The sequence below is a fragment of the Aurantiacibacter marinus genome (assembly GCF_001021555.1).
Lineage (GTDB): Bacteria > Pseudomonadota > Alphaproteobacteria > Sphingomonadales > Sphingomonadaceae > Alteraurantiacibacter > Alteraurantiacibacter marinus.
On record NZ_LDCP01000002.1, the window covers coordinates 81890 to 105090 of the forward strand.

General features: G+C 57.9%; 22 protein-coding genes and 1 tRNA gene. 9 read left to right on the forward strand and 14 right to left on the reverse strand.

Annotation, left to right across the window (positions count from 1 at the left end):
• The first annotated feature begins 2 nt into the window (after positions 1-2).
• A complete protein-coding gene (locus AB731_RS06725; RefSeq protein WP_047093774.1) occupies positions 3-1367 on the forward strand; it encodes a sensor histidine kinase in 1365 nt (454 codons plus the stop codon).
• A gap of 16 nt (positions 1368-1383) precedes the next feature.
• Here the strand turns inward: AB731_RS06725 and AB731_RS06730 are convergent, their stop codons facing one another.
• Together AB731_RS06730 and gltX are read right to left on the reverse strand one after the other, a co-directional pair.
• A complete protein-coding gene (locus AB731_RS06730; RefSeq protein ID WP_047093773.1) occupies positions 1384-2670 on the reverse strand; it encodes a citrate synthase in 1287 nt (428 codons plus the stop codon).
• A gap of 42 nt (positions 2671-2712) precedes the next feature.
• Positions 2713-4146 carry a glutamate--tRNA ligase gene (gene gltX, locus AB731_RS06735; protein WP_047093772.1) on the reverse strand — a complete coding sequence of 478 codons (1434 nt, stop codon included), beginning with the start codon at positions 4144-4146 and terminating at the stop codon, positions 2713-2715.
• A gap of 29 nt (positions 4147-4175) precedes the next feature.
• Between gltX and AB731_RS06740 the strand changes: the two genes are divergently transcribed.
• A complete protein-coding gene (locus AB731_RS06740; protein ID WP_047093771.1) occupies positions 4176-6359 on the forward strand; it encodes a ComEC/Rec2 family competence protein in 2184 nt (727 codons plus the stop codon).
• Positions 6360-6388: 29 nt separating this feature from the next.
• Here the strand turns inward: AB731_RS06740 and lexA are convergent, their stop codons facing one another.
• From lexA to AB731_RS06790, 10 genes are all read right to left on the reverse strand, one after another.
• Complete coding sequence (gene lexA / locus AB731_RS06745) at positions 6389-7054, reverse strand: transcriptional repressor LexA (protein WP_047093770.1); 666 nt, start codon at positions 7052-7054, stop codon at positions 6389-6391.
• Between the two features lie 70 nt (positions 7055-7124).
• Positions 7125-8330, reverse strand: coding sequence for a molybdopterin molybdotransferase MoeA (locus tag AB731_RS06750; RefSeq protein WP_047093769.1), 1206 nt, complete (start codon positions 8328-8330; stop codon positions 7125-7127).
• Positions 8327-8809 carry a cyclic pyranopterin monophosphate synthase MoaC gene (gene moaC, locus AB731_RS06755; protein WP_047093768.1) on the reverse strand — a complete coding sequence of 161 codons (483 nt, stop codon included), beginning with the start codon at positions 8807-8809 and terminating at the stop codon, positions 8327-8329. Before moaC ends, AB731_RS06750 begins: the two co-directional genes overlap by 4 nt.
• A 159-nt stretch (positions 8810-8968) precedes the next feature.
• Positions 8969-9340, reverse strand: coding sequence for a DUF3597 domain-containing protein (locus tag AB731_RS06760; RefSeq protein ID WP_047093767.1), 372 nt, complete (start codon positions 9338-9340; stop codon positions 8969-8971).
• Positions 9341-9425: 85 nt separating this feature from the next.
• Entirely contained in the window at positions 9426-10217 is a 792-nt protein-coding gene (trpC, locus tag AB731_RS06765) for an indole-3-glycerol phosphate synthase TrpC (RefSeq protein WP_047093948.1), read from the reverse strand.
• The gene (trpD, locus tag AB731_RS06770) at positions 10214-11209 is read right to left on the reverse strand and encodes an anthranilate phosphoribosyltransferase (RefSeq protein WP_047093766.1); all 996 of its coding nucleotides are present in this window, start codon (positions 11207-11209) and stop codon (positions 10214-10216) included. Before trpD ends, trpC begins: the two co-directional genes overlap by 4 nt.
• Positions 11206-11811 (reverse strand): anthranilate synthase component II, encoded by a 606-nt coding sequence (locus tag AB731_RS06775; protein ID WP_047093765.1) that lies wholly within the window; start codon positions 11809-11811, stop codon positions 11206-11208. Before AB731_RS06775 ends, trpD begins: the two co-directional genes overlap by 4 nt.
• Positions 11808-12590 carry a phosphodiester glycosidase family protein gene (locus AB731_RS06780; protein WP_047093764.1) on the reverse strand — a complete coding sequence of 261 codons (783 nt, stop codon included), beginning with the start codon at positions 12588-12590 and terminating at the stop codon, positions 11808-11810. Before AB731_RS06780 ends, AB731_RS06775 begins: the two co-directional genes overlap by 4 nt.
• Complete coding sequence (gene trpE, locus AB731_RS06785; protein WP_047093763.1) at positions 12590-14089, reverse strand: anthranilate synthase component I; 1500 nt, start codon at positions 14087-14089, stop codon at positions 12590-12592. Before trpE ends, AB731_RS06780 begins: the two co-directional genes overlap by 1 nt.
• Positions 14090-14127: 38 nt before the next feature.
• Positions 14128-16059 carry a peptidylprolyl isomerase gene (locus tag AB731_RS06790; protein WP_047093762.1) on the reverse strand — a complete coding sequence of 644 codons (1932 nt, stop codon included), beginning with the start codon at positions 16057-16059 and terminating at the stop codon, positions 14128-14130.
• 255 nt (positions 16060-16314) lie between these two features.
• Between AB731_RS06790 and tpiA the strand changes: the two genes are divergently transcribed.
• The 3 genes from tpiA to AB731_RS06805 all read left to right on the forward strand — a co-directional run bounded on the left by tpiA (position 16315) and on the right by AB731_RS06805 (position 19327).
• Complete coding sequence (tpiA, locus tag AB731_RS06795) at positions 16315-17073, forward strand: triose-phosphate isomerase (protein ID WP_047093761.1); 759 nt, start codon at positions 16315-16317, stop codon at positions 17071-17073.
• 103 nt (positions 17074-17176) lie between these two features.
• Positions 17177-17572 (forward strand): preprotein translocase subunit SecG, encoded by a 396-nt coding sequence (secG, locus tag AB731_RS06800; RefSeq protein ID WP_047093760.1) that lies wholly within the window; start codon positions 17177-17179, stop codon positions 17570-17572.
• Positions 17573-17686: 114 nt separating this feature from the next.
• Positions 17687-19327: a CTP synthase gene (locus AB731_RS06805; protein ID WP_047093759.1), complete on the forward strand. Its 1641-nt coding sequence runs from the start codon at positions 17687-17689 to the stop codon at positions 19325-19327.
• Positions 19328-19673: 346 nt separating this feature from the next.
• On the opposite strand, the gene AB731_RS06810 is transcribed toward AB731_RS06805, so the two are convergent.
• Complete coding sequence (locus AB731_RS06810; protein WP_047093758.1) at positions 19674-20150, reverse strand: Hsp20 family protein; 477 nt, start codon at positions 20148-20150, stop codon at positions 19674-19676.
• A gap of 124 nt (positions 20151-20274) precedes the next feature.
• On the opposite strand from AB731_RS06810, the gene grxC reads away from it, so the two are divergent.
• From grxC to AB731_RS06830, 4 genes are all read left to right on the forward strand, one after another.
• A complete protein-coding gene (gene grxC, locus AB731_RS06815; RefSeq protein WP_047093757.1) occupies positions 20275-20538 on the forward strand; it encodes a glutaredoxin 3 in 264 nt (87 codons plus the stop codon).
• Between the two features lie 12 nt (positions 20539-20550).
• Positions 20551-21375 carry a carbon-nitrogen hydrolase family protein gene (locus AB731_RS06820; RefSeq protein ID WP_047093756.1) on the forward strand — a complete coding sequence of 275 codons (825 nt, stop codon included), beginning with the start codon at positions 20551-20553 and terminating at the stop codon, positions 21373-21375.
• Positions 21375-21869, forward strand: a complete 495-nt coding sequence (locus tag AB731_RS06825) for a DUF1178 family protein (protein WP_047093755.1) — start codon at positions 21375-21377, stop codon at positions 21867-21869. The genes AB731_RS06820 and AB731_RS06825 overlap by 1 nt, the downstream gene beginning before the upstream one ends.
• Positions 21870-21907: 38 nt before the next feature.
• Positions 21908-21984, forward strand: a tRNA-Arg gene (locus tag AB731_RS06830).
• A 56-nt stretch (positions 21985-22040) separates the two neighbouring features.
• Here AB731_RS06830 and hppD read toward each other — a convergent pair.
• Positions 22041-23132, reverse strand: a complete 1092-nt coding sequence (gene hppD, locus AB731_RS06835) for a 4-hydroxyphenylpyruvate dioxygenase (protein ID WP_047093754.1) — start codon at positions 23130-23132, stop codon at positions 22041-22043.
• Positions 23133-23201 lie beyond the last annotated feature (69 nt).

Below are 23201 nucleotides of genomic sequence, written 5' to 3' on the forward strand. Positions count from 1 at the left end.
AAATGGTTTCTTCCAACATCTTGACTGCAAGAGCACGCACCGATGGCGATGACCGCCTGATCGAAGCCGAGGAGCCATTGGCGAGCTTTCACTTGCGTGCCGGAGGAGAATTGCCGGGACCGATAGTTACGCCCGCTCTCCTCGATCTTGTGCGCAAGGCCAGAGAGCGCGGCAAGCGGATATCCCGTGCAATCCGCGCCCAGGATTCGGTAGAGCAAATTTCGGCCTGGGCAGAGGTCATACCGGGCAAATCCGGCACGATCATCAATATCAGCACATGGACAGCAGAGGACATTGTCCCCAATGCTTCTGTGTCTGAGAACTACCAGCGTCTGGCGCTAGTCCGGCATCTTTCAGGCCTTACTGCGCGCCTTGGTCCGGATCAGGAACTGTTGGCTGTCGACTGGACAGCCCGTGATCTGGATGCGCTTGGTGACGCCATGATGGAAGGTGCCGGACAGCCGTGGACGGACTTTGCGGTACCCGTCGGCAACAACCACCAACAACCGATGCACTGGCGGCTTCTGGACGGTGTGCAGGTTACAATTCCAGATTCCCCTCGTGCGTGGGCGGTGCAACTTGTGCCCCTTGGCCGAAACGAGCCGGGCAGCGATGGGTTTGAACTGTATCTTGTTCCGGACAAGCCCCTTTCCGAAACAGCGCCGGCACGATCACGCAAACCGGATCGTTCGGCCGGGATCGGACGCGATATCGCGCCCGTGCTTCGTCAACCGGTCAGCCGCATCATTGCAAACGCCGAGACCATTCGTACGCAGCTGGCAGGGCCATTGGCTGACGAATACAGTGCATACGCCGCTGACATTGCCTCTGCAGGAGAGCATTTGCTCGCCTTGATCGACGATTTGACGACGTTGGAAATGGTGGAAGACGAAGACTTTTCGCCAGCACCGGACAATATCGACCTGGCCGATGTCGCAAGGCGCGCAGCTGGCATTCTGGGTGTTCGTGCCAAGGACCGCGGAATAGTACTCGTTGCTCCAAAAGCCGATGAAAGCGTACCCGCGATAGGCGAATTCCGCCGCACGTTGCAGGTCCTGCTCAATCTGGTGGGCAATGCGATCCGCTATTCACCTGAAGGCGGCGAGGTCTGGATACGCGTTGAAGAGGCAAGCGGCCGCGCGCGCGTTACCGTTGCGGATCAAGGAGAGGGTCTCGGGGAAGAAGAGCAGGCGAAGGTATTTGCCAAGTTCGAACGGCTGGGCCGTAGCGGCGATGGCGGTTCCGGCCTTGGCCTGTATATCTCACGCCGCCTGGCAGAGGCGATGACTGGCAGCCTGACTGTAGAGAGTGCGAAGGGGCAGGGCGCCCGCTTCACCCTCGAATTGCCCGGTGACCCCGAGGCATAGCCCCGGGGCACCTTTTTTAGCGTTCGCTTACCGGTACATAATCGCGCTGCGTCGGCCCCGTATAGAGCTGGCGCGGGCGACCAATGACCTGGCCGGGATCGGAAATCATCTCATTCCACTGTGCAACCCAGCCTACGGTGCGTGCCAGCGCGAACAGCGCGGTGAACATCGTCGTCGGGAAGCCGATAGCGGACAGGATGATGCCGGAATAGAAATCGACGTTCGGGAACAGCTTCTTCTCCTGGAAATACGGATCGCTCAGTGCAATCTCTTCGAGGCGAAGGGCGGTTTCGAAGACCGGATCCTTTACTTTCAATGCGTCAAATACTTCGCGCACCGTTTTCTGCATGACCACAGCACGTGGATCATAATTCTTATACACCCTGTGGCCGAAACCCATCAGGCGGAACGGATCATTCTTGTCCTTTGCCCGCTCGATATAATGCGGGATCCGGTCCGGCGTACCGATCTCGCGCAGCATGTTAAGTGCCGCTTCGTTCGCGCCGCCATGCGCGGGGCCCCAAAGACAGGCAATCCCGGCAGAGATACAAGCGAACGGGTTGGCGCCCGAAGAACCGGCAAGCCGCACTGTTGATGTAGAAGCGTTCTGTTCGTGATCAGCATGCAGGATGAAAATGCGGTCCATCGCCCGTTCGACTTCAGGAATGACTTCATATTCTTCTGCAGGAACACCGAAGGTCATGCGCAGGAAGTTGCCAGTATAGCTCAAGGAATTGAGCGGCTGCATGAAGGGTTGGCCGACCGAATATTTGTACGCCCACGCAGCAATTGTCGGCATCTTGGCGATCAATCGGTGGCTACTGATTTTCCGGTGCTCAGGATCGGAAATATCGGTGCTGTCATGATAGAAAGCAGACAATGCGCCGACTACGCCGCACATAATAGCCATCGGGTGCGCATCACGGCGAAAGCCCTGATAAAACTGCCGCATCTGATCGTGCAGCATCGTATGATAGGTAATCGTGTGAGTGAACTCGTCGAGCTCGTCCTTGGTGGGAAGCTCTCCGGTCAGCATCAAATGGCTGACCTCCATGAAGCTGGAATGTTCAGCAAGCTGGCCGATTGGATAGCCGCGGTGCAACAGCACGCCTTCCTGGCCATCAATAAAGGTCAGCGCGCTCTCGCAGCTGGCGGTCGATTTGTAGCCCGGGTCAAACGTGAACTTACCGGTATTGCCATAGAGCTTGCGGATATCGATGACATCCGGCCCGCAGCTGCCTTCCAGCGTCGGGAAACTGTAGTTTTCGCCGCCAACTGTCAGTTCTGCTTGCTTGTCCGCCAAGGGGGTTCTCCTTCAAGAATTCAATTTGTATTAAACGACCCGTCAGGCTGCGGCCTGCGCGTCAATCCGCGCGAGACTTTCCTCTCTGCCGAGGAGGACCAGCACGTCGAAAATTCCAGGCGAGGTTGTTTGCCCTGTTAGTGCCGCACGAAGCGGCTGCGCAAGTTTGCCAAGCCCCAGCTCCAGCTCTTCCGCATATGCTTTTAGATTGGCCTCCAAAGCCTCGATTGTCCAGTCCGTTTCGCCCTTCAATCGCGCTGAAATGGTCGAAAGTGTCGCACGCGCGCCATCATCGAGAAGCCCGGCAGCCTTTTCATCCATTTCAAGCGGACGCTGCTTGAAAAGAAATGACGCGCCCTCGGTCAATTCGTTCAGATCCCGCGCGCGTGTTTTCAATACCGGCATGGCTTCGGTCAGCAATGCTACATCTGCGTCCGAACCGATCTTCTCGGCTACAAGGCCCGCAAGACGCGCATCATCGGCCGCACGTATGTAATTACCGTTCATATTCAGCAATTTCTTCATGTCGAACCGGCTTGGGCCTTTGTTCACCGCACTGATATCAAACAGTGCAATGGCTTCTTCCATCGTGAATTCTTCCTGATCTCCATGGCCCCAGCCAAGGCGCAGCAGGTAGTTGAACAGCGCTTCGGGGAGGATACCCATTTCGCGGTAATCGCGCACACCCAGCGCCCCGTGACGTTTGGACAGCTTGGCCCCGTCATTACCGTGGATCAGGGGGACGTGGGCGTATGTCGGGCGTTCCCAGCCATCCTCAACACCTTGCATGGCATCAATTACCTGGATCTGGCGGAACGCGTTGTTGAGGTGATCGTCGCCGCGAATGATGTGGGTGCAGCCCATATCCATGTCGTCCACCACAACGGCGAGCATATATGTCGGGCTGCCATCGGCGCGAAGCAAAATGAAATCGTCAATTTCGCGGTTATCGACCTTTACGCGGCCCTGCACCGCGTCCTCTATTACAGTTTCACCACCTTCGGGCGTCTTGATGCGGATAGTGTAGGGTGTGCCTGACGCGGCTTCTGAAGGATCGCGGTCGCGCCAGCGGCCATCATATCGCATCGGCTGTTTCGCGGCCCGCTGCGCCTCGCGCATTTCGGCCAGCTCCTCAGTTGTTGCGAAGCATTTGTAAGCCTTGCCTGCATCGAGGAGTTTCTGGGCAACTTCTGCGTGACGGCCGGCGCGTTCACTTTGGAAAACAGTCTCGCCGTCAAATTCAAGGCCGAGCCAATCGAGACCATCAAGAATGACATCGATAGCTTCCTGGGTGCTGCGCTTCTTGTCGGTGTCTTCGATCCGCAACAAAGCCTTGCCGCCGAAGTGGCGGGCGTAAAGCCAACTGAACAACCCGGTTCGGGCGTTACCAATGTGCAGAAACCCCGTTGGACTTGGAGCAAAGCGGGTCACCACCGGACGCGTTGATGTGTCACCATTGCCATCCGAACTTGCCATAAGCTGTTGTTTCCTGTCCTGTATATTTCATGGCAACGCAGCAGCCGCCACTGGTCCCGATGGGGGACGACGATCATGATGTTGCGTTGCAGCGCACGCATTGGCGAAAGCGTGCCTCTTTGTCCAGCTTGGCGGAGGTTGCCGACACATTTCTGGGCAAGGCTGGATTTGATCGCGGCCCATGGATGGCAGTGGCGCTGGCGAGCGGGATCGGAGCCTGGTTTGTTCTTCCAACAGCAGCAGGCTGGGTTGCCTGCCTTGCGGTTGGCCCTTTGCTTGCACTGGCGGCGCTCGCCACTTGGAAAGGACGCGCAGATCGCACCCATCTCGTCACGGCCCTAGTGGCTGTGGGGATTCTGTTCACTTCCGGCGCAGGATTGATCTGGGCACGGTCTGCGGCGGTCGGGGCGGAAGCGTTTGAGCGGCCAACTTCGGATTTGATCGAAGGCCGTGTGCTCCAAAGGATTGAACAACCTGCGCAGGATCGCATTCGCCTGGTCCTGGCAATACGCAACCCGGCGAATGGCGAAGCAGTACGGATCAGAGTCAATGTTCCCCTGGAAAAGGCAACAGCGGCCATGGGGGAGGGAGCGCTCGTTAGGGCGCAGGCGCGGTTGATGCCGCCCGCTGCTCCGATGCTGCCCGGAGGGTACAATTTCGCCCGCCGTGCCTGGTTTGACGGTCTGGCAGCCACCGGTAGCCTGCAAGGCGATATCGAGGTGCTGGAGCCTGCACCTCCAAACGAAGCCATGATTGCCGGCATCCAGCGCCGCCTTTCGTCCCATGTACGGGGCGAGCTCGGCGGATCGGCAGGGAGCATCGCTGCGGCATTCGCCAGCGGAGATCGCGGCGCAATCTCCGGAGCGGACGAATTGGCGATGCGCGATTCCGGACTGACACACTTGTTGTCCATCAGCGGATTGCACGTCAGCGCGGTTATCGGTGCGGCATATCTGATTGCGATTAAGCTGCTCGCCCTGTGGCCTTGGCTTACCTTGCGTGTGCGCTTGCCCGTGATGGCGGCAGCGGTCGCCGCGCTTGCCGGAATATCCTATACGTTATTGACGGGGGCGCAGGTGCCTACTGTGCGCAGCTGTATCGGCGCGCTGCTGGTGCTGATCGCCCTGGCCCTTGGACGAGAGCCATTGTCCCTCAGAATGGTCGCCGTTGCTTCGGTTGCAGTGATGCTGGCGTGGCCGGAAAGCCTGGTTGGACCGAGCTTCCAGATGAGCTTTTGCGCTGTCATAGCCATCGTCGCCCTGCACAATGCAGAACCAGTGAAGAGATTCTTGGCGCCGCGTGAAGAAAGCTGGCTGGCGCGGCTCGGTCGGCGAACCACCATGCTGTTGATAACCGGACTGGTGATTGAAATTGCCCTGATGCCGATCGTGCTGTTTCACTTTCACCGCGCAGGTATTTACGGCGCACTGGCAAACGTGATCGCTATTCCGCTTGTGACGTTCATTTCCATGCCCATGATCGCGATAGCTCTGGTGTTCGACATTGTCGGTGCAGGCGCACCTTTCTGGTGGCTGACCGGCAAGTCGCTGGATTTGCTTATCGGTATCGCTCATTTCACGTCCTCGCAGCCCGGGGCGGTCAAACTTGTGCCCCAAATGACTTTGGCCACAGTCCTGCTTTTTTCCGCAGGGGGACTTTGGCTCGCGCTATGGAAGGGAAATGCACGGCTGCTGGGGCTTTTGCCTGCTGCTTGCGCCACGCTGCTGCTGATGGCTACTCCGATCCCCGACGTCCTCATCTCAGGTGACGGTCGGCATGTCGGCATTACAGGAGAAGATGATCGACTGCTTGTTCTGCGCGATACTAGAAGCTCTTTCACGCGCGACAATCTGCTCGAACTTGCAGGTGTTGAAGGCGAGCCTATGCCGCTCGCGGCATGGCCCGGTGCACGGTGCAGTCCCGATTTTTGTGCGATCAGATTGGATAGGGGCGGGCGCGACTGGCACATTCTGATGAGCAGAAGCGGCGATAATGTGCCCGAAAGAGCCTTGGCTGCTGCCTGTGAAAGAGCCGACATCGTCGTTTCTGACCGCTGGCTCCCGCGCAGCTGCGAGCCTCGCTGGTTCAAGGCTGATGGAAGAATGCTGTCAGCAACCGGCGGATTGGCGATCGACCTTGAAGGACAATCTTACCGTACGGTCGCCCAAAGCGAAGGCGATCATGGTTGGTGGCGCGGACGGCGCGAAGACTGAAAGCCCCTTACGCCGTCCGTACGGTCCAATTAGTGGTAACGGCGCAGAAGCCCGGCGAGCTTGCCCTGAACTTCCACCTGACTGTCTGCATAGATTTGCGGGTCGTAAGAAGCATTGGCCGGATCAAGGCGGATCTTGCCGCCATCGTGGAACAGGTACTTCAATGTTGCTTCTTCACCGTTGACGAGCGCAACAACGATGTCGCCATCGCGCGCGGTATCGGCCTTTTTGACAAGCGCGAAATCGCCATCGAAAATGCCAGCTTCAATCATCGAGTCGCCCGATACTTCGAGCGCGTAATGCTCCCCGCTTCCAAGCAAAGCTGCAGGAACCGGCAATGTCTGGCTTCCTTCAAGCGCCTCTATAGGGACACCCGCAGCAATTCTTCCATGGAGCGGAATTTCTATAACGTCATTGGCCGGTGCCGGCTGCGAAGCCGGTGGTGTCGTCGCCCTGATGACTGGATCGTTACCTGAAAGATTCTCGGGCATCTTCACCACTTCAAGCGCGCGTGCCCGGTTGGGCAGACGCCGGATGAAGCCCCGTTCTTCCAATGCTGAAATAAGCCGGTGAACACCAGATTTGCTCTTCAAATCGAGCGCTTCCTTCATCTCTTCGAAACTGGGAGAGATCCCTGTTTCTTCAAGACGGCGATTGATGAATAGCAGCAATTCGTGTTGCTTGGCTGTCAACATCGAAACAATCCTTCTGCAATGTTCCGTTATGGAACGAATACGGAACAATTATGAAACAGATTTGCCAAAGTCAAGCTATACCGCCATTTTGGAGCGGATAGACGAGGACTGCTTCACCAGCCTTCGCTGCAGGCGTGCCTGCCTGTCGCATGATGAGGGCATTCGAAGCGGCAAGCGTGCGCAGGGCGCTGCTATCCCTTTGGGCGAGAGGGCAGACAGAACCATTCGCCATCTGCGCCCGAATGAACTCGGTGCGCGGACCGGTCTGCGCAATAGGCTCCGATAGTGGCACTGAAAGGCTTTGCGGCATCGGTTCTCTCGCGCCCGCCAAATGGCGCAGGAGCGGTAACAGGAAAAAGAAGGCCGTGACGTAGCTCGAGACAGGATTGCCCGGCAAACCTAGTACAATCTGGGTTCCTTTACGCGCGACCATGAGTGGCTTGCCAGGCTTCATGGCGATGCGCCAGAAATCAAGCGTCGCGCCCCATTCTTCAAGTGCGGGCCGGACAAGATCGTGATCGCCAACCGAGGCGCCGCCGCTTGTTACGATAATTTCGGCATTTCCGGTGCGTTCAAATGCTGCGATCAACGCGGACTTTTCATCCGCAACCGGCCCGATGCCTTGGCAATTCGCCGCGAACGGTGCGGCCAATGCGGCAATCATTGCCCGGTTGCTGGCAGGTACTTGATGGGGAGCAACATTGGTTGGATCACTCGCCAGTTCGTCGCCGCTGTCGATTACACATAATTTCGCACGTCGTCCGACCGAAAGCGTGGCGTGGCCTGAAGCGATGGCAAGGGCCAATTGCGCAGGACCAAGGGCAGATCCACTTTCAAGAAGTTTATCGCCCATTGCAAAATCAAATCCTGCACGGCGGATATATGCAGATGTCGCGGCGTCTGAACCAGCAAGGCAGAGTGTCTTACCTTCCAATGCGGAATTTTCCTGAATCAATATCGCGCCAGCACCATGAGGCAGCAAGGCTCCGGTGGAGATGCTCACCGCTTCTCCGGCGGCTAGCGACCCTTCGAAAGGGTGTCCCGCGGCGCTCTCTCCTATGACATGCCACGGCCCGGCCAGATTAGCCCCGTGTACAGCGAACCCGTCCATCGCCGAAAGGTCGCCGGATGGCTGGCTCCGCCGTGCGATAATATCAGCGGCGAGATAGCGCCCGGCGGCCTCCTCAACCGGCACTATCTCTGAGGTCAGTGGCCTTGCAAGATCGATAAGGTGGGCTTGCGCCTCTTCCAGCGGGATAGGGGTAGCAAGTGTCACGCCGGCACACCGTCCGCGGACCAACCTCCACTTTTGCCACCAGTTTTTTCGAGCAACCGGACATGTTCGATCACCATGCCTTTTTCCAGCGCTTTGGCCATGTCGTAGATTGTGAGCAAGGCGATGGTTGCCGCGACAAGCGCTTCCATTTCCACCCCGGTCTTGCCGGTCAATGCTGCGCGAGAGGTGACCCGTATTCCGCTATCTTCAAAGGCAAAATCAACCTGGACGGTTTCCAGAGGCAGAGGATGACAAAGCGGAATGAGCTCTCCGGTTTTTTTGGCTGCCATGATCCCCGCAATACGTGCAGCAGCAATTACATCGCCTTTGGGGCCGCTGCCATCACGGATAGCGGAGAGCGTTGCCGCATCCATCCGAATGCACCCTTCGGCGATGGCAGAGCGCACCGTTGCAGCTTTTCCCCCAACATCGACCATGCGGGCCGCACCGCTTTCATCAAGATGGGTCAGCTTTGTCATTGCAGTTCACCTGTCATTGAAAACACGCATCGGGGATTTTCATACGAAAACGCCCCGCCATGCAGCCAGTGCAGGCGGGGCGTTTTTGCGGAGAATTGCAGTCTGGCGAAGATCATCATCGATCTTTGCCACAGACAGCAATCGCAGAACAAGTGGTCCTTAGTCGCGCAGGCTGGCCGGAACATTGCCGCCAGCAGCAGCCAGCTTTTTCATTACTTCCTTGTGCAGCCAAATGTTTTCCTCGGCTTTGCCGGAATAATCGGTATCGCCAAGTTCGGTGGCGAGCTCCTTGCGATTTTCGTAGCTCGGGTCGAGATCGACCAGCTTCATCAAATCAACGATCGACGTACGCCAGTTGAGCTTGTCCGCACCTGGCTTGCTGTTCAGCTTCGCTTCTACATCGACTTCGCTGACAGCTTTCGAAGAGGCGCGGTTGAAACCGGTGGCCTTTGGCGCAGCGGTTGTCGCTGGTGCCGCTTCTGCTTTGTCTTCACCAAAAATCGCGTTCTTGATAGAGCTGAAAATTCCCATGGTGGTATTCCCCTTCCAATAATTGCAGCCAGTTATGGCCAGATATGTGTTCTACGCTTGAAGCGCTGAAAAGTTTTGTAAAAATTTATTTCCCGAGCAAACTGCGTGTAGCGGACTCGACATCATCGGCGCGCATCAGGCTTTCCCCGACGAGGAAGCAGCGAACACCTGCTGCCGCAAGTCGCTGGCAGTCGTCATGCGAATTAATTCCGCTTTCTCCCACCAACAAGCTGCCTTCAGGGGCGAGCGGGGCGAGCCGCTCTGTCGTCGCAAGACTCGTCGTGAAGGTGCGCAGATCGCGGTTGTTGATCCCTATCAGGCGCGATTTGAGATGGGCCACGGCCCGCTCCAGTTCGGCCTCATCATGCACTTCGACAAGTACATCCATACCGCGCTCTATCGCTGCTGCTTCAATCTCTGCCATTGCGCCATTTTCCAGCGCAGCGACAATGATCAGAATTGCATCAGCCCCGATCATGCGGCTTTCTGCAACCTGCCACGGATCGACCATGAAGTCCTTGCGTAGCACCGGCAGATCGACAGAAGCGCGCGCGTCCATCATATAATCCTCGTGCCCTTGGAAGTACGGCGCATCGGTGAGCACAGAAAGGCACGCTGCACCGCCTTTCGCGTAATCCATCGCGTGTTGGTGAGGCCTGAAATCTGCGCGGATAAGGCCTTTGGAGGGGCTGGCTTTCTTGATCTCCGCAATCAAGGCAAACCCGGTGGCCGCCTTTTCTTCAAGCGCGCGGCGAAATCCACGTGGGGGCGATGATTGCTGCGCTATCCGGTCGCAATCCGCGATTGTCTTTTCCGCTTTACGCGCCGCAACTTCTTCGCGCTTGGTAGCGCAGATTTCCTGCAATTTGTCGGTCATTTCGCAGTCGCGATCCAGCATTCTAGCAGCGCTTTGGCGAGCCCCTTGTCGATGGCTTCGGCAGCTTCCTCTACGCCGTCCGTCCAGCTTTCCACCTCGCCAGCAACGATCAAGGCGCCAGCGGCATTGAACAACACTGCATCGCGGTAGGGGCCAGGGGCACCCATGAGCAGCGCTTGAAGCGCCTTGGCATTGTGAACGGCATCGTCACCGCGGATAGCTTCGACAGGCGCGTGTTGCAGGCCCGCCTCGCTGGCATCAACACGGCGCATCGTCACGTCGCGGCCTTTCACGTCAGCAATTTCATTGCCTTCATCGAGGCTGAGTTCGTCGAGCCCTTCATCGCCGGACACGATGAAGGTGCGCTGCGTGCCAAGACGCGCCATCGCATCGGCATAGATCGGCACATAGGCCGGACGCGCAATGCCAATAAGCTGGCGGCTCACCTTGGCCGGGTTGGACAGCGGCCCCATCAGATTGAAGATCGTGCGCTTTGCCAGTTTCTGCCGGATGGGCTGGATCCGCGCCATTGCAGGGTGGTGGTTCTTGGCGAACAGGAAACAAATGCCGATTTCCGCCAGCGTCTTTTCCGCCGTGCGTCCGGCTGCATCCATGTCCAGCCCAAGCGCTTCCAACGTATCTGCCGCGCCCGCCTTTGAACTTGCAGCACGGTTACCATGCTTGGCAACCGGCACACCGCAGGCCGCGACAACAAGGCTGACCGCGGTGGAGACGTTCAGCGTATGATGACCGTCGCCGCCGGTGCCGCACACATCAATCGCATTGTCCGGGGCTTCAATAGGGATCAACCGCTTGCGCATTGCCAGTGCGGCGCCGGCGATTTCCTCGGCTCGTTCACCGCGATCGGAAAGATCGGATAAGAACCGTGCGATCTCCTCCTCCGAAGGTTTCCCGTCGAGCATATCGCCAAAGGCGCGTTCCGCATCGGCTTCAGTCAGGGCGATATCGGCAGGAGGCAATACGCCGTTCATTCAGGCACCTTCGCGGCAATACCGCACAATTCGAGGAAATTGGCGAGCAGGGCGTGCCCATGCTCGGTCGCTATGCTTTCAGGATGGAACTGCACGCCGTGAATGGGCAGGCTTTCGTGCCGGAAGCCCATGACGCAAGTGTCGTCCAACCCCGGCGTTTCACTGGTGGCATTTACCAGCAAACAATCCGGAATCTTATCCACGATCAGAGAGTGATAGCGGGTGGCATTGTAGGGCGAGGGCAGGCCGGCAAACACACCGGTCCCGTCATGCTTCACCGGCGAGGTCTTGCCATGCATCAGCCCGCCGCGCGTCACACGGCCACCAAAATGCTGGCCGATTGCCTGATGACCCAGGCAGACGCCCAGCAGCGGCAGCTTTGCCCCAGCGCAGGCCGCCACCATCTCAAGTGTTATGCCGGCTTCGTTCGGTGTGCATGGCCCGGGTGAAATCAGCACGCCTGCCGCGCCCGATGCCATCGCCCTGTCCACGCTGATCGCATCATTGCGCACAACATCGACCTGTGCACCCATTTCCATCAGGTAATGGACGAGGTTGAAGGTGAAGCTGTCGTAATTGTCGATGACGAGGATCTTGCTCATTCCTCAGCCTCTGCCCGATTTCTCACGACGATCAAGGGGCCAATGTCAGGGCCGGTATCGAGCCGTTCATTCGGCACGTCCCAGATTTGCGACACGCTGCCGTCAAGAAACAGGGCATTGTCTACTTTAAGGACATCGCGGTAATATCGGGCCAGTTTCCCGAAACTTATCGGCGCTTCGCTCATCACGAAATGTGCGCGGCCTGTTGCATCGACGCCTACAGCGTTGCGGATCTTGCGCGAATCCCCATCCGGATCGAACGCGGGATGAAGCTCTCCATTGATCACCAGCATGGGGCCGGACTGGGTTGCAAAATCGGGCCGGTCTTCGATCTGGTCGGCAAAGGCATCTGTTTCCAGAACCCGCCATGGCCCATTTGCCTGACCGAAAAATACGCCGTTTGGCATCAGATGAAAATTGCCCGGACCTTCGTTCTGATTGAGCACCGTTAACCGCTGCCCGTCTTCTACATAATAACCAATGGGCTGACCTTCGGCATCGAACATGCCGGCGTTCATTGCGAAAACGACAGGATGCTCGGCGTTGCGGGGTTCGCGCGAATAAGCGCGCAGGGAACGATACGGGCTATCCGTCTCTTCCGGAGACAGGTCCGTACCGATCGTGTGCCGGATGGTCTCAGCCAGGCAATAGGTAAGCGGGGTATCTTCAAACATGACGGGCTGACAGATTGACGCCAGTTCGGCAGGAACGTCACCTTCGAAATGCACGTCGCAGGCGGTCAGAAGCAAGGCGCTGCATACGATAACCGCCCCGCGCATCACTGCCCGAACTCCGGCTCCGCAGCGATGGCGACAGCCTCTTTTGCGGCAGCGATCAGCGCGCCAGCCTTGTGACGGCATTCGGCGGCTTCATAGGCAGGATCGCTATCTGCGACGATGCCTGCGCCAGCCTGCACATGCATCATTCCGTCCTTCACCACGGCCGTACGCAGGACAATGCAGCTATCTACCGAACCATCGGGCGCGAAATACCCCACGCCGCCCGCATAGGCGCCGCGCGTTTCCGGCTCCAGCTCGGCGATGATTTCACAGGCCCTGACCTTCGGTGCCCCGCTGACGGTGCCCGCCGGGAAGCCTGCAAATAGCGCATCAAGCGCGTCCTTTTCTCCCGCCAGTTCTCCCACGACATTGCTCACTATGTGCATCACATGGCTGTACCGTTCGACGGTAAAGCTGTCCGTCACAGTCACGCTGCCTTGGGCCGCGACGCGGCCGACATCATTGCGGCCCAGATCGAGCAGCATGAGATGTTCTGCGCATTCCTTGGGATCGGCCAGGAGGCTAGCTTCGTTCTCGCGGTCTTCGGCATCCGTGGTCCCGCGCGGGCGAGTTCCGGCGATGGGCCGGATTGTTACTTCGCCATCACGAACACGGACCAGAATCTCTGGTGAGGAGCCGACCACAGCGAAACCAGGCAGGTCCAGGAAATAGAGGAACGGTGACGGGTTCACTCTTCGCAGCGCACGGTACAGCGCGAGCGGCGGGAGCGGGAAAGGGCAGGTAAAGCGTTGGGCCAGCACCACCTGAAAAATATCCCCGGCGGTTATATATTCCTTCGCACGCAGTACCATCTGTTGGTACTCTTCCGGGTCCATCACCGGGTTCAAATCGCAATCCGGCATGTCGCCCAGACGCACAGCTTCCGGCACCTTTTCAGCAAGGCGGCGCAAGGCATCATCGATGCGATCACTGGCCCTTTCTACCTTGGCCGCTGGATCACCTTCACTGGCCCAGAGCGGCGCAATGAGAAACAGCCCGTCTGTCAGCCGGTCGAATACCAGCACGAGCGCGGGCCGGGCAAACAACATGTCCGGCAGTGCCAGATCGCTTTGCGGAGCGCGAGGCAGCTTTTCCACAAGACCAATTGTCTCATATCCAAAATAGCCGACGAGGCAGGCGAGAGCCGGAGGCAGTGCTTCCGGCACGTCGATCCGGCAGGCCTGAACCAATGCACGCAGTTCAACCATACTGTCGCCGGGCAGCGGTTCGAAGGCCTCCCGGTCACGGCGCCATTGCCGATTGACCTCAGCCTTGGCGCCGGTGGCGCGGAACAGGAGATCAGGATCGAGCCCCAGCAGGCTGTAGCGCCCGCGAATTTCACCGCCCTCAACCGATTCCAGCAGAAAGTCGCCGCGACCTTCCTCGATAAGTTTGAGAGCGCCACCGACAGGCGTTTCGGTATCTGCCACGACCCTGCGCCAGACAAGCGTGTTGCGCCCGTCAGCCAGTGCATCGAGCGCCTCTTGCGCGTTATTCACAGTCGCGGTGGTTGCAGCGGCGCTCAGGCCCGCCTCCCTTATCTGATCGCGCCGGTCAGCTGGGCGCGAACTGCGTCAATCCCGGCTTCGTTGCGTTCGATTTCTACCGATGCTTCGGCTGCAGCGACAAATTGCTCCACATATTCCTGACCCAGCGAAGCAGACAGCTGCGCCGACGTGTTCAGGAAATCAGGGCTGTCGGCATCCAGATCGGCAAGTTCGATATCGTCCAATGCAACCACGAACCATTGGTTCGCTTCCTGCACGGCAACCCGTTTGACCGTGCCTTCTGCCATCGAGAAGAACAGGATGGTCGCGCGGGTAATCTGCCCTTGCTGCGCAAGTTCGCGGCGGTTGATGCGCAGCGCTTGTGCGGGGGGCAGATCAGCATCTTCCTGCCGCAAAGCATCAGCCAACGAAGCGCCGCCCTCTACCCGCTCCAGCACGCGCGCAGCCGCCTGTCCTGCAGCAGCCATGCCGCGATCACGGCGCCACTGGGCGACCAGTTGAGCGCGGATTTCTGCCATCGGGGCCGTGGCGCTGCGGGTGATGTTTTCCACATCGAAAATCATGAATACCTGACCGGGCACCAATTCAGAGATTTCAGGGCGATCGGGTTCCATTTCAAAAGCGAAATCAACCACGCGGGCCAATTCCGCAGGCGCTTCACCTGTCTGGCCATAGACCTGGCCCGTTGCCAGAATCGGGGGTGTCGTTTGAATTTCGACACCAAGTTCGGCAGCGGCCTGTTCAAGCGTGCGGCCACGCGAAAATTCAGTTTCAAGCCGCTCTGTCAGCTCATTCAAAGCTTCACGGCGACGTTCTGCAACCAGCGTTTCGCGAATTTCATCGCTGACATCGGCCAATGATCGTGCAGGAACGGGCGCGACATCACTGATCCGCAGAACGTACCAGCCAAGGGCACCCTGAACGGGGCCCACCAGAGCACCCTCGGCTCCGGCAAAACCGGCTGCCGCAACTGCTTGTGATGCGGTGGAAGCGTAATCAGGGCGCTCAACCTGGCTGACCGTCGTAGTTGCAAGACCTTTAGACTGGGCGGATGCCTCAAGCGAAATACCACCGGCAACTTCGTCGATTACCGCCTGTGCAGCGGCCTGTGTAGGAACGACCAACTGGGTGAAGGAGCGCCGCTCTGTCGCGCGGTAAAGGACAGCGTCAGCTTCATAGCGCGCGGCTATCTGCTGGGGCGTTACTGGCGGGAGGTCACTAACTGCATCTTCTGTGAACGCTGCATAACGAATGGTGCGGCGTTCGGGCCGGATGTATCGTGCGCGGTTATCGTCATAATATTCCTGGATTTGGGCATCCGTCGGATCACCCGCCGGGGCAAACGCCTCTGCCGGAAATACAGCAGCTGTTCCGCTGCGGGTGTCATTCAGCAATTGCGCATAGGTCCGCGCCATGCTGTCGGGCAGGCGCGCGCCAAGGGTAATCGGAACGACAGTTTGCTGGGCGAGCAGACTGAGCGAGAGATCGTCACGGACGATGCTTTCTGTCAAACTGCGCTGGCGCAAGGAAGCGCGGAAGGCGTCCATATTGAACGTACCGTCGATGCCCTGAAAGCCCGGAGTGCTTCTGATCTCGCTATCGACCAAGGCCTTGCTCGCGCGCAGGCCCATCATCTCTGCAAATTCGGCGATCGCGGCCCGGCTCAGCATTTGCGAAAGCACATCATCAAAGCCGCCCTGCGCCACGAAGCCTTCCATCGAAAGGGTCGGATTGCTTTCACGCGATTGCTGCAGGGCGTTGTTGGTGTTTTGAGTCAGGTCCGCAGTCGAAATCGTGCGGTCACCCACAACGGCCACGCGGTCTCCGCCAGCGACACCTCCGAACATGCCGGTATTGGCCACGTCGGAACTGGCAAAAGCAACGGCGATAAGGCCGAGAAAGCCCAGTGTGACAACGATGCCGACCTTGGACTTAAAGAAATTGCGGAAAATCTGGAACATGCGCGATCAATTCTGCCTTAGCCCAGCGGGCTGGTTGTGCGGAGCAGGGCAACACCCGTTGTAGATGGTGCCCCTTTGCAAAGATCAAGCGCTTTATCCCGCATGCGACCCTGCCGCAACAGGGCGTGCACGGTTTCGTACATTGTGGACAAGCGGCTTTGACAAGATGGGCAGGTGGCACTAGCGCGCAATCTACCGCACCACTTGTGTCGATATGTAAATCGAAGGCAAGTTACGGATATTACAGGATATTTTATGACCACTCGGCCCTATATTGTTGGCAATTGGAAGATGAACGGTACCCGCGCAATGCTTTCGGAAGCACGCGCAATCGACCGCGCGGCAGAGCGTCTGATCAAGGTCGAGGTCGCTATTGCGCCGCCTTACACGATGATTCACGCAACCCGTAAGGAAGCGACGCTGATCTCTATCGGTGCGCAGGATTGCCATCCTGCCGATGGCGGTGCGCATACGGGTGATGTTTCTGCGGCCATGGTCAAGGATGCCGGAGCTGGGTTCACAATCGTAGGTCATAGTGAACGCCGCGCCGATCACGGTGAAACAAATGCCCTGGTCAAACAGAAAGCCCACGCGGTAATCGAAGCTGGCATGAATGTGATTGTCTGTGTTGGCGAGACAGAGACAGAGCGTGACGCCGGAAAGGCGCACAGCGTTGTTTCAAAGCAGCTCAAGGGTTCCTTGCCAGAAGGCGAAGGCGTGGCCGACAAGGTCACCGTGGCATACGAACCTGTTTGGGCCATCGGCACGGGCCGCACTCCGACAGCTGAAGATATTGCCGCAATGCATGAACATATCCGTTCGGACTTGCAGACGATCTACGGCGAGGCCGGCGTGGATGTACGGATTTTGTACGGCGGTTCGGTAAAACCTGAAAACGCTGCAGAATTGTTGTCCGCAAAGGAAGTTGGCGGCGCATTGGTTGGCGGTGCCAGCCTGACGGCAGAAAGTTTTCTGGGCATCATCGTCGCTGCCACAGAGACAAACGAAGACTAGGTGGATTGCAGAGCCGCGTTGCGCGCCCTCTTGTGGGAAAGCGTGGCGGGGCCTACATGCGCCTCTCGCAACATCAATTCACCGACCGAATGACTGACCAACCATGACACTTTTCAATTTCCTGTTCGTGATCCAGGCCTTTGTGGCCGCGGGGCTCGTGATTCTTGTGCTCATGCAGCGTTCTGAAGGTGGCGGCCTTGGTATTGGCGGTGGCGGCAGCCCTGGCGGCGTAATGTCTGCCCGCGGTGCGGCAGACTTTCTGACTCGCGCAACGAAATGGTTCGCCGTGGCTTTTGTGGGCCTCGCCGTTGTTCTTGCAGCAATCGCGGTTGATGCGACCGGGCAGGGTGAACTTGACGACTCGCTCGATCGTTCGGTCAGCACAAGCGAGGCGGTGGCAGATCCGCTTGCTCCCGCAGTTGCTGGCACAATCGGGGAAACTCCCGCTGAAGATTCGGCACCTGCCGAAGACGATCCTCTTGCCGGTGTTGCCGAATAATTTGCGTTAATCGCGGGTTCCGGCCTTAAACCGGGGAAAATTCGCTATCTTCCGGTGAATCTCATCGCATTGTCCTTGCGCCGAATCCGGTCGTGACCTTAAGGCTCAACTCCCATGGCGCGGTACATTTTCATCACCGGCGGCGTGGTCTCTTCGCTCGGCAAAGGTCTCATGGCTGCCTCACTGGCAGCACTCCTTCAGGCGCGCGGGTACAAGGTTCGTATCCGCAAGTTTGATCCCTACCTTAATGTCGATCCAGGCACGATGAGCCCGTATCAGCACGGAGAAGTCTACGTCACCGATGACGGTGCGGAGACTGATCTCGATCTCGGCCACTATGAACGCTTTACCGGCGTATCAGCGCACCAGAACGACAACATCACATCGGGCCGCGTATATCGCGACATCATCACGAAGGAACGCCGCGGCGATTACCTTGGCGCGACAGTCCAGGTGATCCCTCACGTTACCGATGCGATCAAGGAATTTGCGCTCCAGGATCAGGGCGACCACGATTTCATCCTGTGCGAAATTGGCGGCACGGTGGGTGACATTGAAAGCCTGCCGTTTATCGAAGCCATCAGGCAACTGCGCAATGAACTCCCGCAGGAAGAAACCTGCCTGATCCATGTGACGCTGGTGCCATATCTCTCGGCAGCCGGGGAGCTGAAAACGAAGCCGACCCAGCATTCTGTCCGCGAATTGACCAGTCTGGGCGTGCAGCCGAATGTGCTGCTAACGCGCTGCGAACACCCTCTGCCGGAAGGTGAGCGCCGGAAGATCGCGCTGTTCTGTAATGTCCGGCGCGAAGCTGTAATTCCCGCTCTTGATGCCAGCAGCATCTATGCCGTGCCGCAGCAATACCATGACGAAGGCCTCGATCGCGAGGTGCTGCGCCATTTCGGCATGCTGGACCAGTCCCGCGCGCCAGATATGGCACGCTGGGAAGATGTCGTTGACCGGTTTGAAAATCCCGAAGGTGAGGTCACCATTGGCGTAGTAGGCAAGTACGTCGGTTTGCCCGATGCCTACAAATCGCTGAATGAGGCGCTTGTCCATGGCGGTATGGCCAACCGGACCAAGGTCAATATCCGCTGGATAGATGCCGAGGTCTTCGAGCAGGATGAAGGCGACATTCTCTCCCAGCTGGAACCGCTGCACGCAATTCTTGTGCCTGGCGGTTTCGGAGAGCGCGGCAGCGAAGGCAAGATCGCCAGCATCCGTTTCGCCCGTGAGCGGAAAGTGCCTTTCCTCGGCATCTGCCTGGGCATGCAAATGGCCTGCATCGAAGGTGCACGGAACATGGCGAACATTCCCACTGCATCGTCCACCGAATTCGGCGAAACGCCGGAGCCGGTGGTGGGTATCATTACTGAATGGATGAGTGAGGAAGGCCTGCAACAGCGTTCTGCCGATACCGACATGGGCGGCACGATGCGCCTAGGCGCGTATCAGGCCAATCTTGCGGGTAATAGCCATGTTTCGCAGATTTACGGCGGAGCAACCGAAATCTCGGAGCGTCATCGCCATCGCTATGAAGTCAATTCTGCATATAAGGAAAAGCTGGAAGAGGGCGGCCTGATATTTTCGGGAATGTCACCGGATGGCCTGCTGCCCGAAATCGTCGAGCGCCCGGATCACCCCTGGTTCGTGGGGGTCCAATTTCACCCGGAACTGAAGAGCCGTCCTTTCGATCCGCATCCCCTTTTCTCAGGGTTCATCGCGGCTGCGCTGGCGCAATCCCGTCTAGTTTGATCTATAGTTACTTTCAGGGTTCGATTTACCGAAAAAATACTTGCATTTGTTAGTATTTCCCGCGAAACCATCTCGCACAGGGGCTTGGGGGTTGGCTCTTTTACACGAAGAAACGACGCGGCAGCGTCGGGCCAGCTTCGGCACCCATACGAAATTGACTGACTGCGCCTGAGAATCAAGCGTCTCTCTGCGCAATCTATTCGGTCTTGCTGGTGTGACTGGCTGTCTCTTGCGACCCGGACAGCTAATCATGCTAGCCTGTCGGCGCTTTGCGTCGAGGGGGCGAGCTTTAGCGGGCTCGCCCCCATTACGTTTAATCAAACTAAGGTTAGAAAATTTTTCGGGATCAGGCAGCGTCGGCCTGACCACCTTCCTTCTTGTCACCTTTGACGACTTCAAGGGTGTTGCCGCCAATGGCGATCTTCTTGGGCTTCATCGCCTCTGGCACCTCACGCACCAGATCGATCACAAGCAAGCCATTCTGCAAGTCGGCGTTTTCAACCCGTACATAGTCAGCCAATTCAAACCGGCGTTCAAAACCGCGGTTGGCGATGCCCATATGCAGCATCTCTCCATCAACGGCCTCGTCGCGCTTGCGGCCTTGCACGGTCAGCAGGTTCTGCTGCGCGGTGATATCGATGTCGCCTGCACGAAAACCTGCTACGGCAATGGTAATGCGGTATGCATCGTCATCGCGGCGCTCGATGTTAAAGGGTGGGTAATTGTCGCCCGAAGATCCGCGGTTGTTATTTTCCAGCAGATCGAACAGCCGGTCGAAACCGACGGTGGAGCGGCGATATGGTGTTAGATCAAAACGGTTCATTTGAAACAAATCCTCCTGTGAGCAATTTGACATATTACGGACCCATAACGGGCGTCCGCAGAACCAGAGATAGTTGGCCTGCGGCGCGTTTCAAGTTTATGATGAAGCCAGATAAGGACATGATGTGAGCACACCGAAAGTCGAAATCTACACCAAGGCCTTCTGCGGCTTTTGCACCAGGGCGAAGCGGCTGCTTGACGAAAAGGGCGTCGATTACACCGAATATGATATCTCCATGGGCGGCGAAAAGCGCGATGAGATGATGGCGCGCAAACCCGACGCGATGACAGTGCCGCAAATCTTTATCGGTGAAACGGCAGTCGGCGGATCCGATGATCTCGCCGCGCTGGAGCGTGAGGGCAAACTCGACGCTCTTCTGGGCCTTTAAGGTGCTGCAGTAATGCCCAAAATTGCTGTCCTGCAGATGACATCGGGGCTGGACCCTGAGGCCAACTCCAAAATTATCTGCGATGCTGCCGAATTGGCCGCAGGGCAGGGCGCCAAGATGCTTTTCACCCCGGAAATGGCCGGATTGCTGGACAAGGACCGAAAGCGGGCGGCGCCCAGGATTGTTCCGGAAGGCGAAAATGATCTTGCCAGATCAGTCGGTCAAGCTGCGGGCGATGCAGGCATCTGGATTGCCCTGGGGCTGCCCGTGGCACGCGAAGATGGTCGATGGGCAAATCGCACAATCATTTATGACGACCATGGCGCAGTCGCAGCCCGATACGACAAAATCCACATGTTTGACGTGGATTTGGCTAACGGCGAAAAATGGCATGAATCAAACGCATACGTACCGGGTGATGCTGTGGTAAGCTGCGCCTATACTCCGGTGGGCAAGCTCGGCTTGACGATCTGCTATGATTTGCGTTTTCCAGCATTGTTTGAAGAGCTTGGACGGCAAAGCTGCGAGACTATCGCGATCCCCGCCGCCTTCACCGTACCTACCGGCAAGGCGCACTGGCATGTTCTCCAGCGCGCGCGCGCGATCGAATCATCAGCTTTCGTGATAGCCGCCGCCCAGGTTGGCGCGCACGAGGACGGCCGCCGGACCTACGGACATTCCCTGGTGATAGACCCATGGGGCGAAGTCCTGCTTGATATGGGCGGCGAACAGGCTGCCCTTGGCTTTTGCGACATAGATTTGTCACGCATTGCCGAGGTGCGCCGGCAACTTCCCAGTCTTGCCAACAAGCGTGATATCCCTACATCGCGGCAATAATGATCGTATTCGACCTTTCTTGCGCCAATGGCCATCGTTTCGAAGGCTGGTTCGGCTCTTCCGATCAATTTGCTTCACAGCAGGCGGATGGGTTGCTGATGTGCCCCGCGTGCGGCACGCCTGATGTTGCAAAGGCTCCGATGGCGCCTTCAGTCGGTCGCAAGGGCAACAGCGCCAGCTCTCACCCCGAATTGCCGCTTGCCCAGCAAGGTGCCGAAACCGGCGCATCACGTCCGGTGTCCAACGCGCCCATGCCTGCCGAAGTAGCCAAGGCGCTGGCGAAACTGGCTGATGCCCAGGCCAAGGCCCTGAAGGATAGCAAGTGGGTGGGGAGGGGCTTTGCCGAGCAATCGCGCGCGATGCATTACGGCGAGCAGGAGCACGCGCCGATCCATGGCGAAACAAGCCCGGCGGAGGCGCAAGAACTGGTGGAAGAAGGCGTGCCAGTTGCACCTCTACCATTCCCGGTAGCTCCGCCGGAAAAGCTGAATTGATTGCAACTATCATGCGGGTTTAATAGGAGCGCCGAGGCGCGCCCGTAGCTCAGTCGGATAGAGCATCGGATTCCTAATCCGGAGGCCACAGGTTCGAATCCTGTCGGGCGCACCAAAAAGGGGACGACCTCGATGTGAGGCGTCCCCTTTTGCGTTTCTCGATGTCTGGGATCAGGCGTCGATGTTCAGAACGCCGCGGGCAACCTGGTCACGTTCGATGCTTTCGAACAGCGCTTTGAAGTTGCCTTCGCCGAATCCTTCGTCACCCTTGCGCTGGATAAATTCGAAAAACACCGGGCCAACCTGTGCCTCGGCAAAAATCTGTAACAGCAAGCGGGGTTGACCGCCTTCTGTAGTGCCGTCCAGCAGGATGCCGCGCATTTTCAGCTCATCTACAGGCTCGCCGTGGCCGGGCAGGCGCCCGTCCAGCATTTCGTAATAGGTTTCTGGCGGAGCGGTCATGAACGGCACGCCGAAATCTTTCAGCCGGTCCCATGCCTTCACCAGATCATCGCAGATCAGCGCAATATGCTGGATACCTTCGCCATTGAATTCGCGCAGGAATTCCTCGATCTGGCCCTTGCCGCCTTCGCCTTCTTCGTTGAGCGGAATACGGATCTTGCCGTCAGGCGCGGTCAACGCCTTGGACGTCAGGCCGGTATATTCGCCCTTGATATCGAAGAACCGGATCTCGCGGAAGTTGAACAAGGTTTCGTAATAATCTGCCCAGTAGGCCATGCGGCCCGTGTAAACATTGTGCGTCAGGTGATCGATGATATTGAAACCGGCGCCAAAGGGATGTTTTTCAACACCGTCGAGATATTCAAAATCAATATCGTAGATCGAAAGTCCTTCGCCGTTTTCATCGGGATAACGGTCGATCAGGTATACTATTGCGCCGCCAATGCCGCGGATTGCCGGAATGCGAAGTTCCATCGGGCCGGTGGTAAGCTCTACCGGCTCCGCACCGCGGGCAATCAATTCGTCGTAGGCCTTGGCCGCGTTTTTCACGCGGAATCCCATGCCGCATGCAGAGGGGCCGTGTTCCCGAGCGAAGAACCATGCGGCGCTGCGCGGCTCATAATTGGCGATGAGGTTAATTTGGCCCTGGCGCCAGAGCTGCACATCCTTTGACCGGTGCCGGGCAACCTGTTTGAAGCCCATGGCTTCGAAAACAGGTTCTATCTGGCCCTTTTCAGGAGCGCAGAATTCGACAAATTCAAAGCCATCAAGGCCAATCGGGTTTTCAAACAGGTCAGTCATGGTTTCATATGTAACTTGTTTGAGGGAAATGGGCAAGCGGAGGATGCGACCATATCTCATGATCTATCG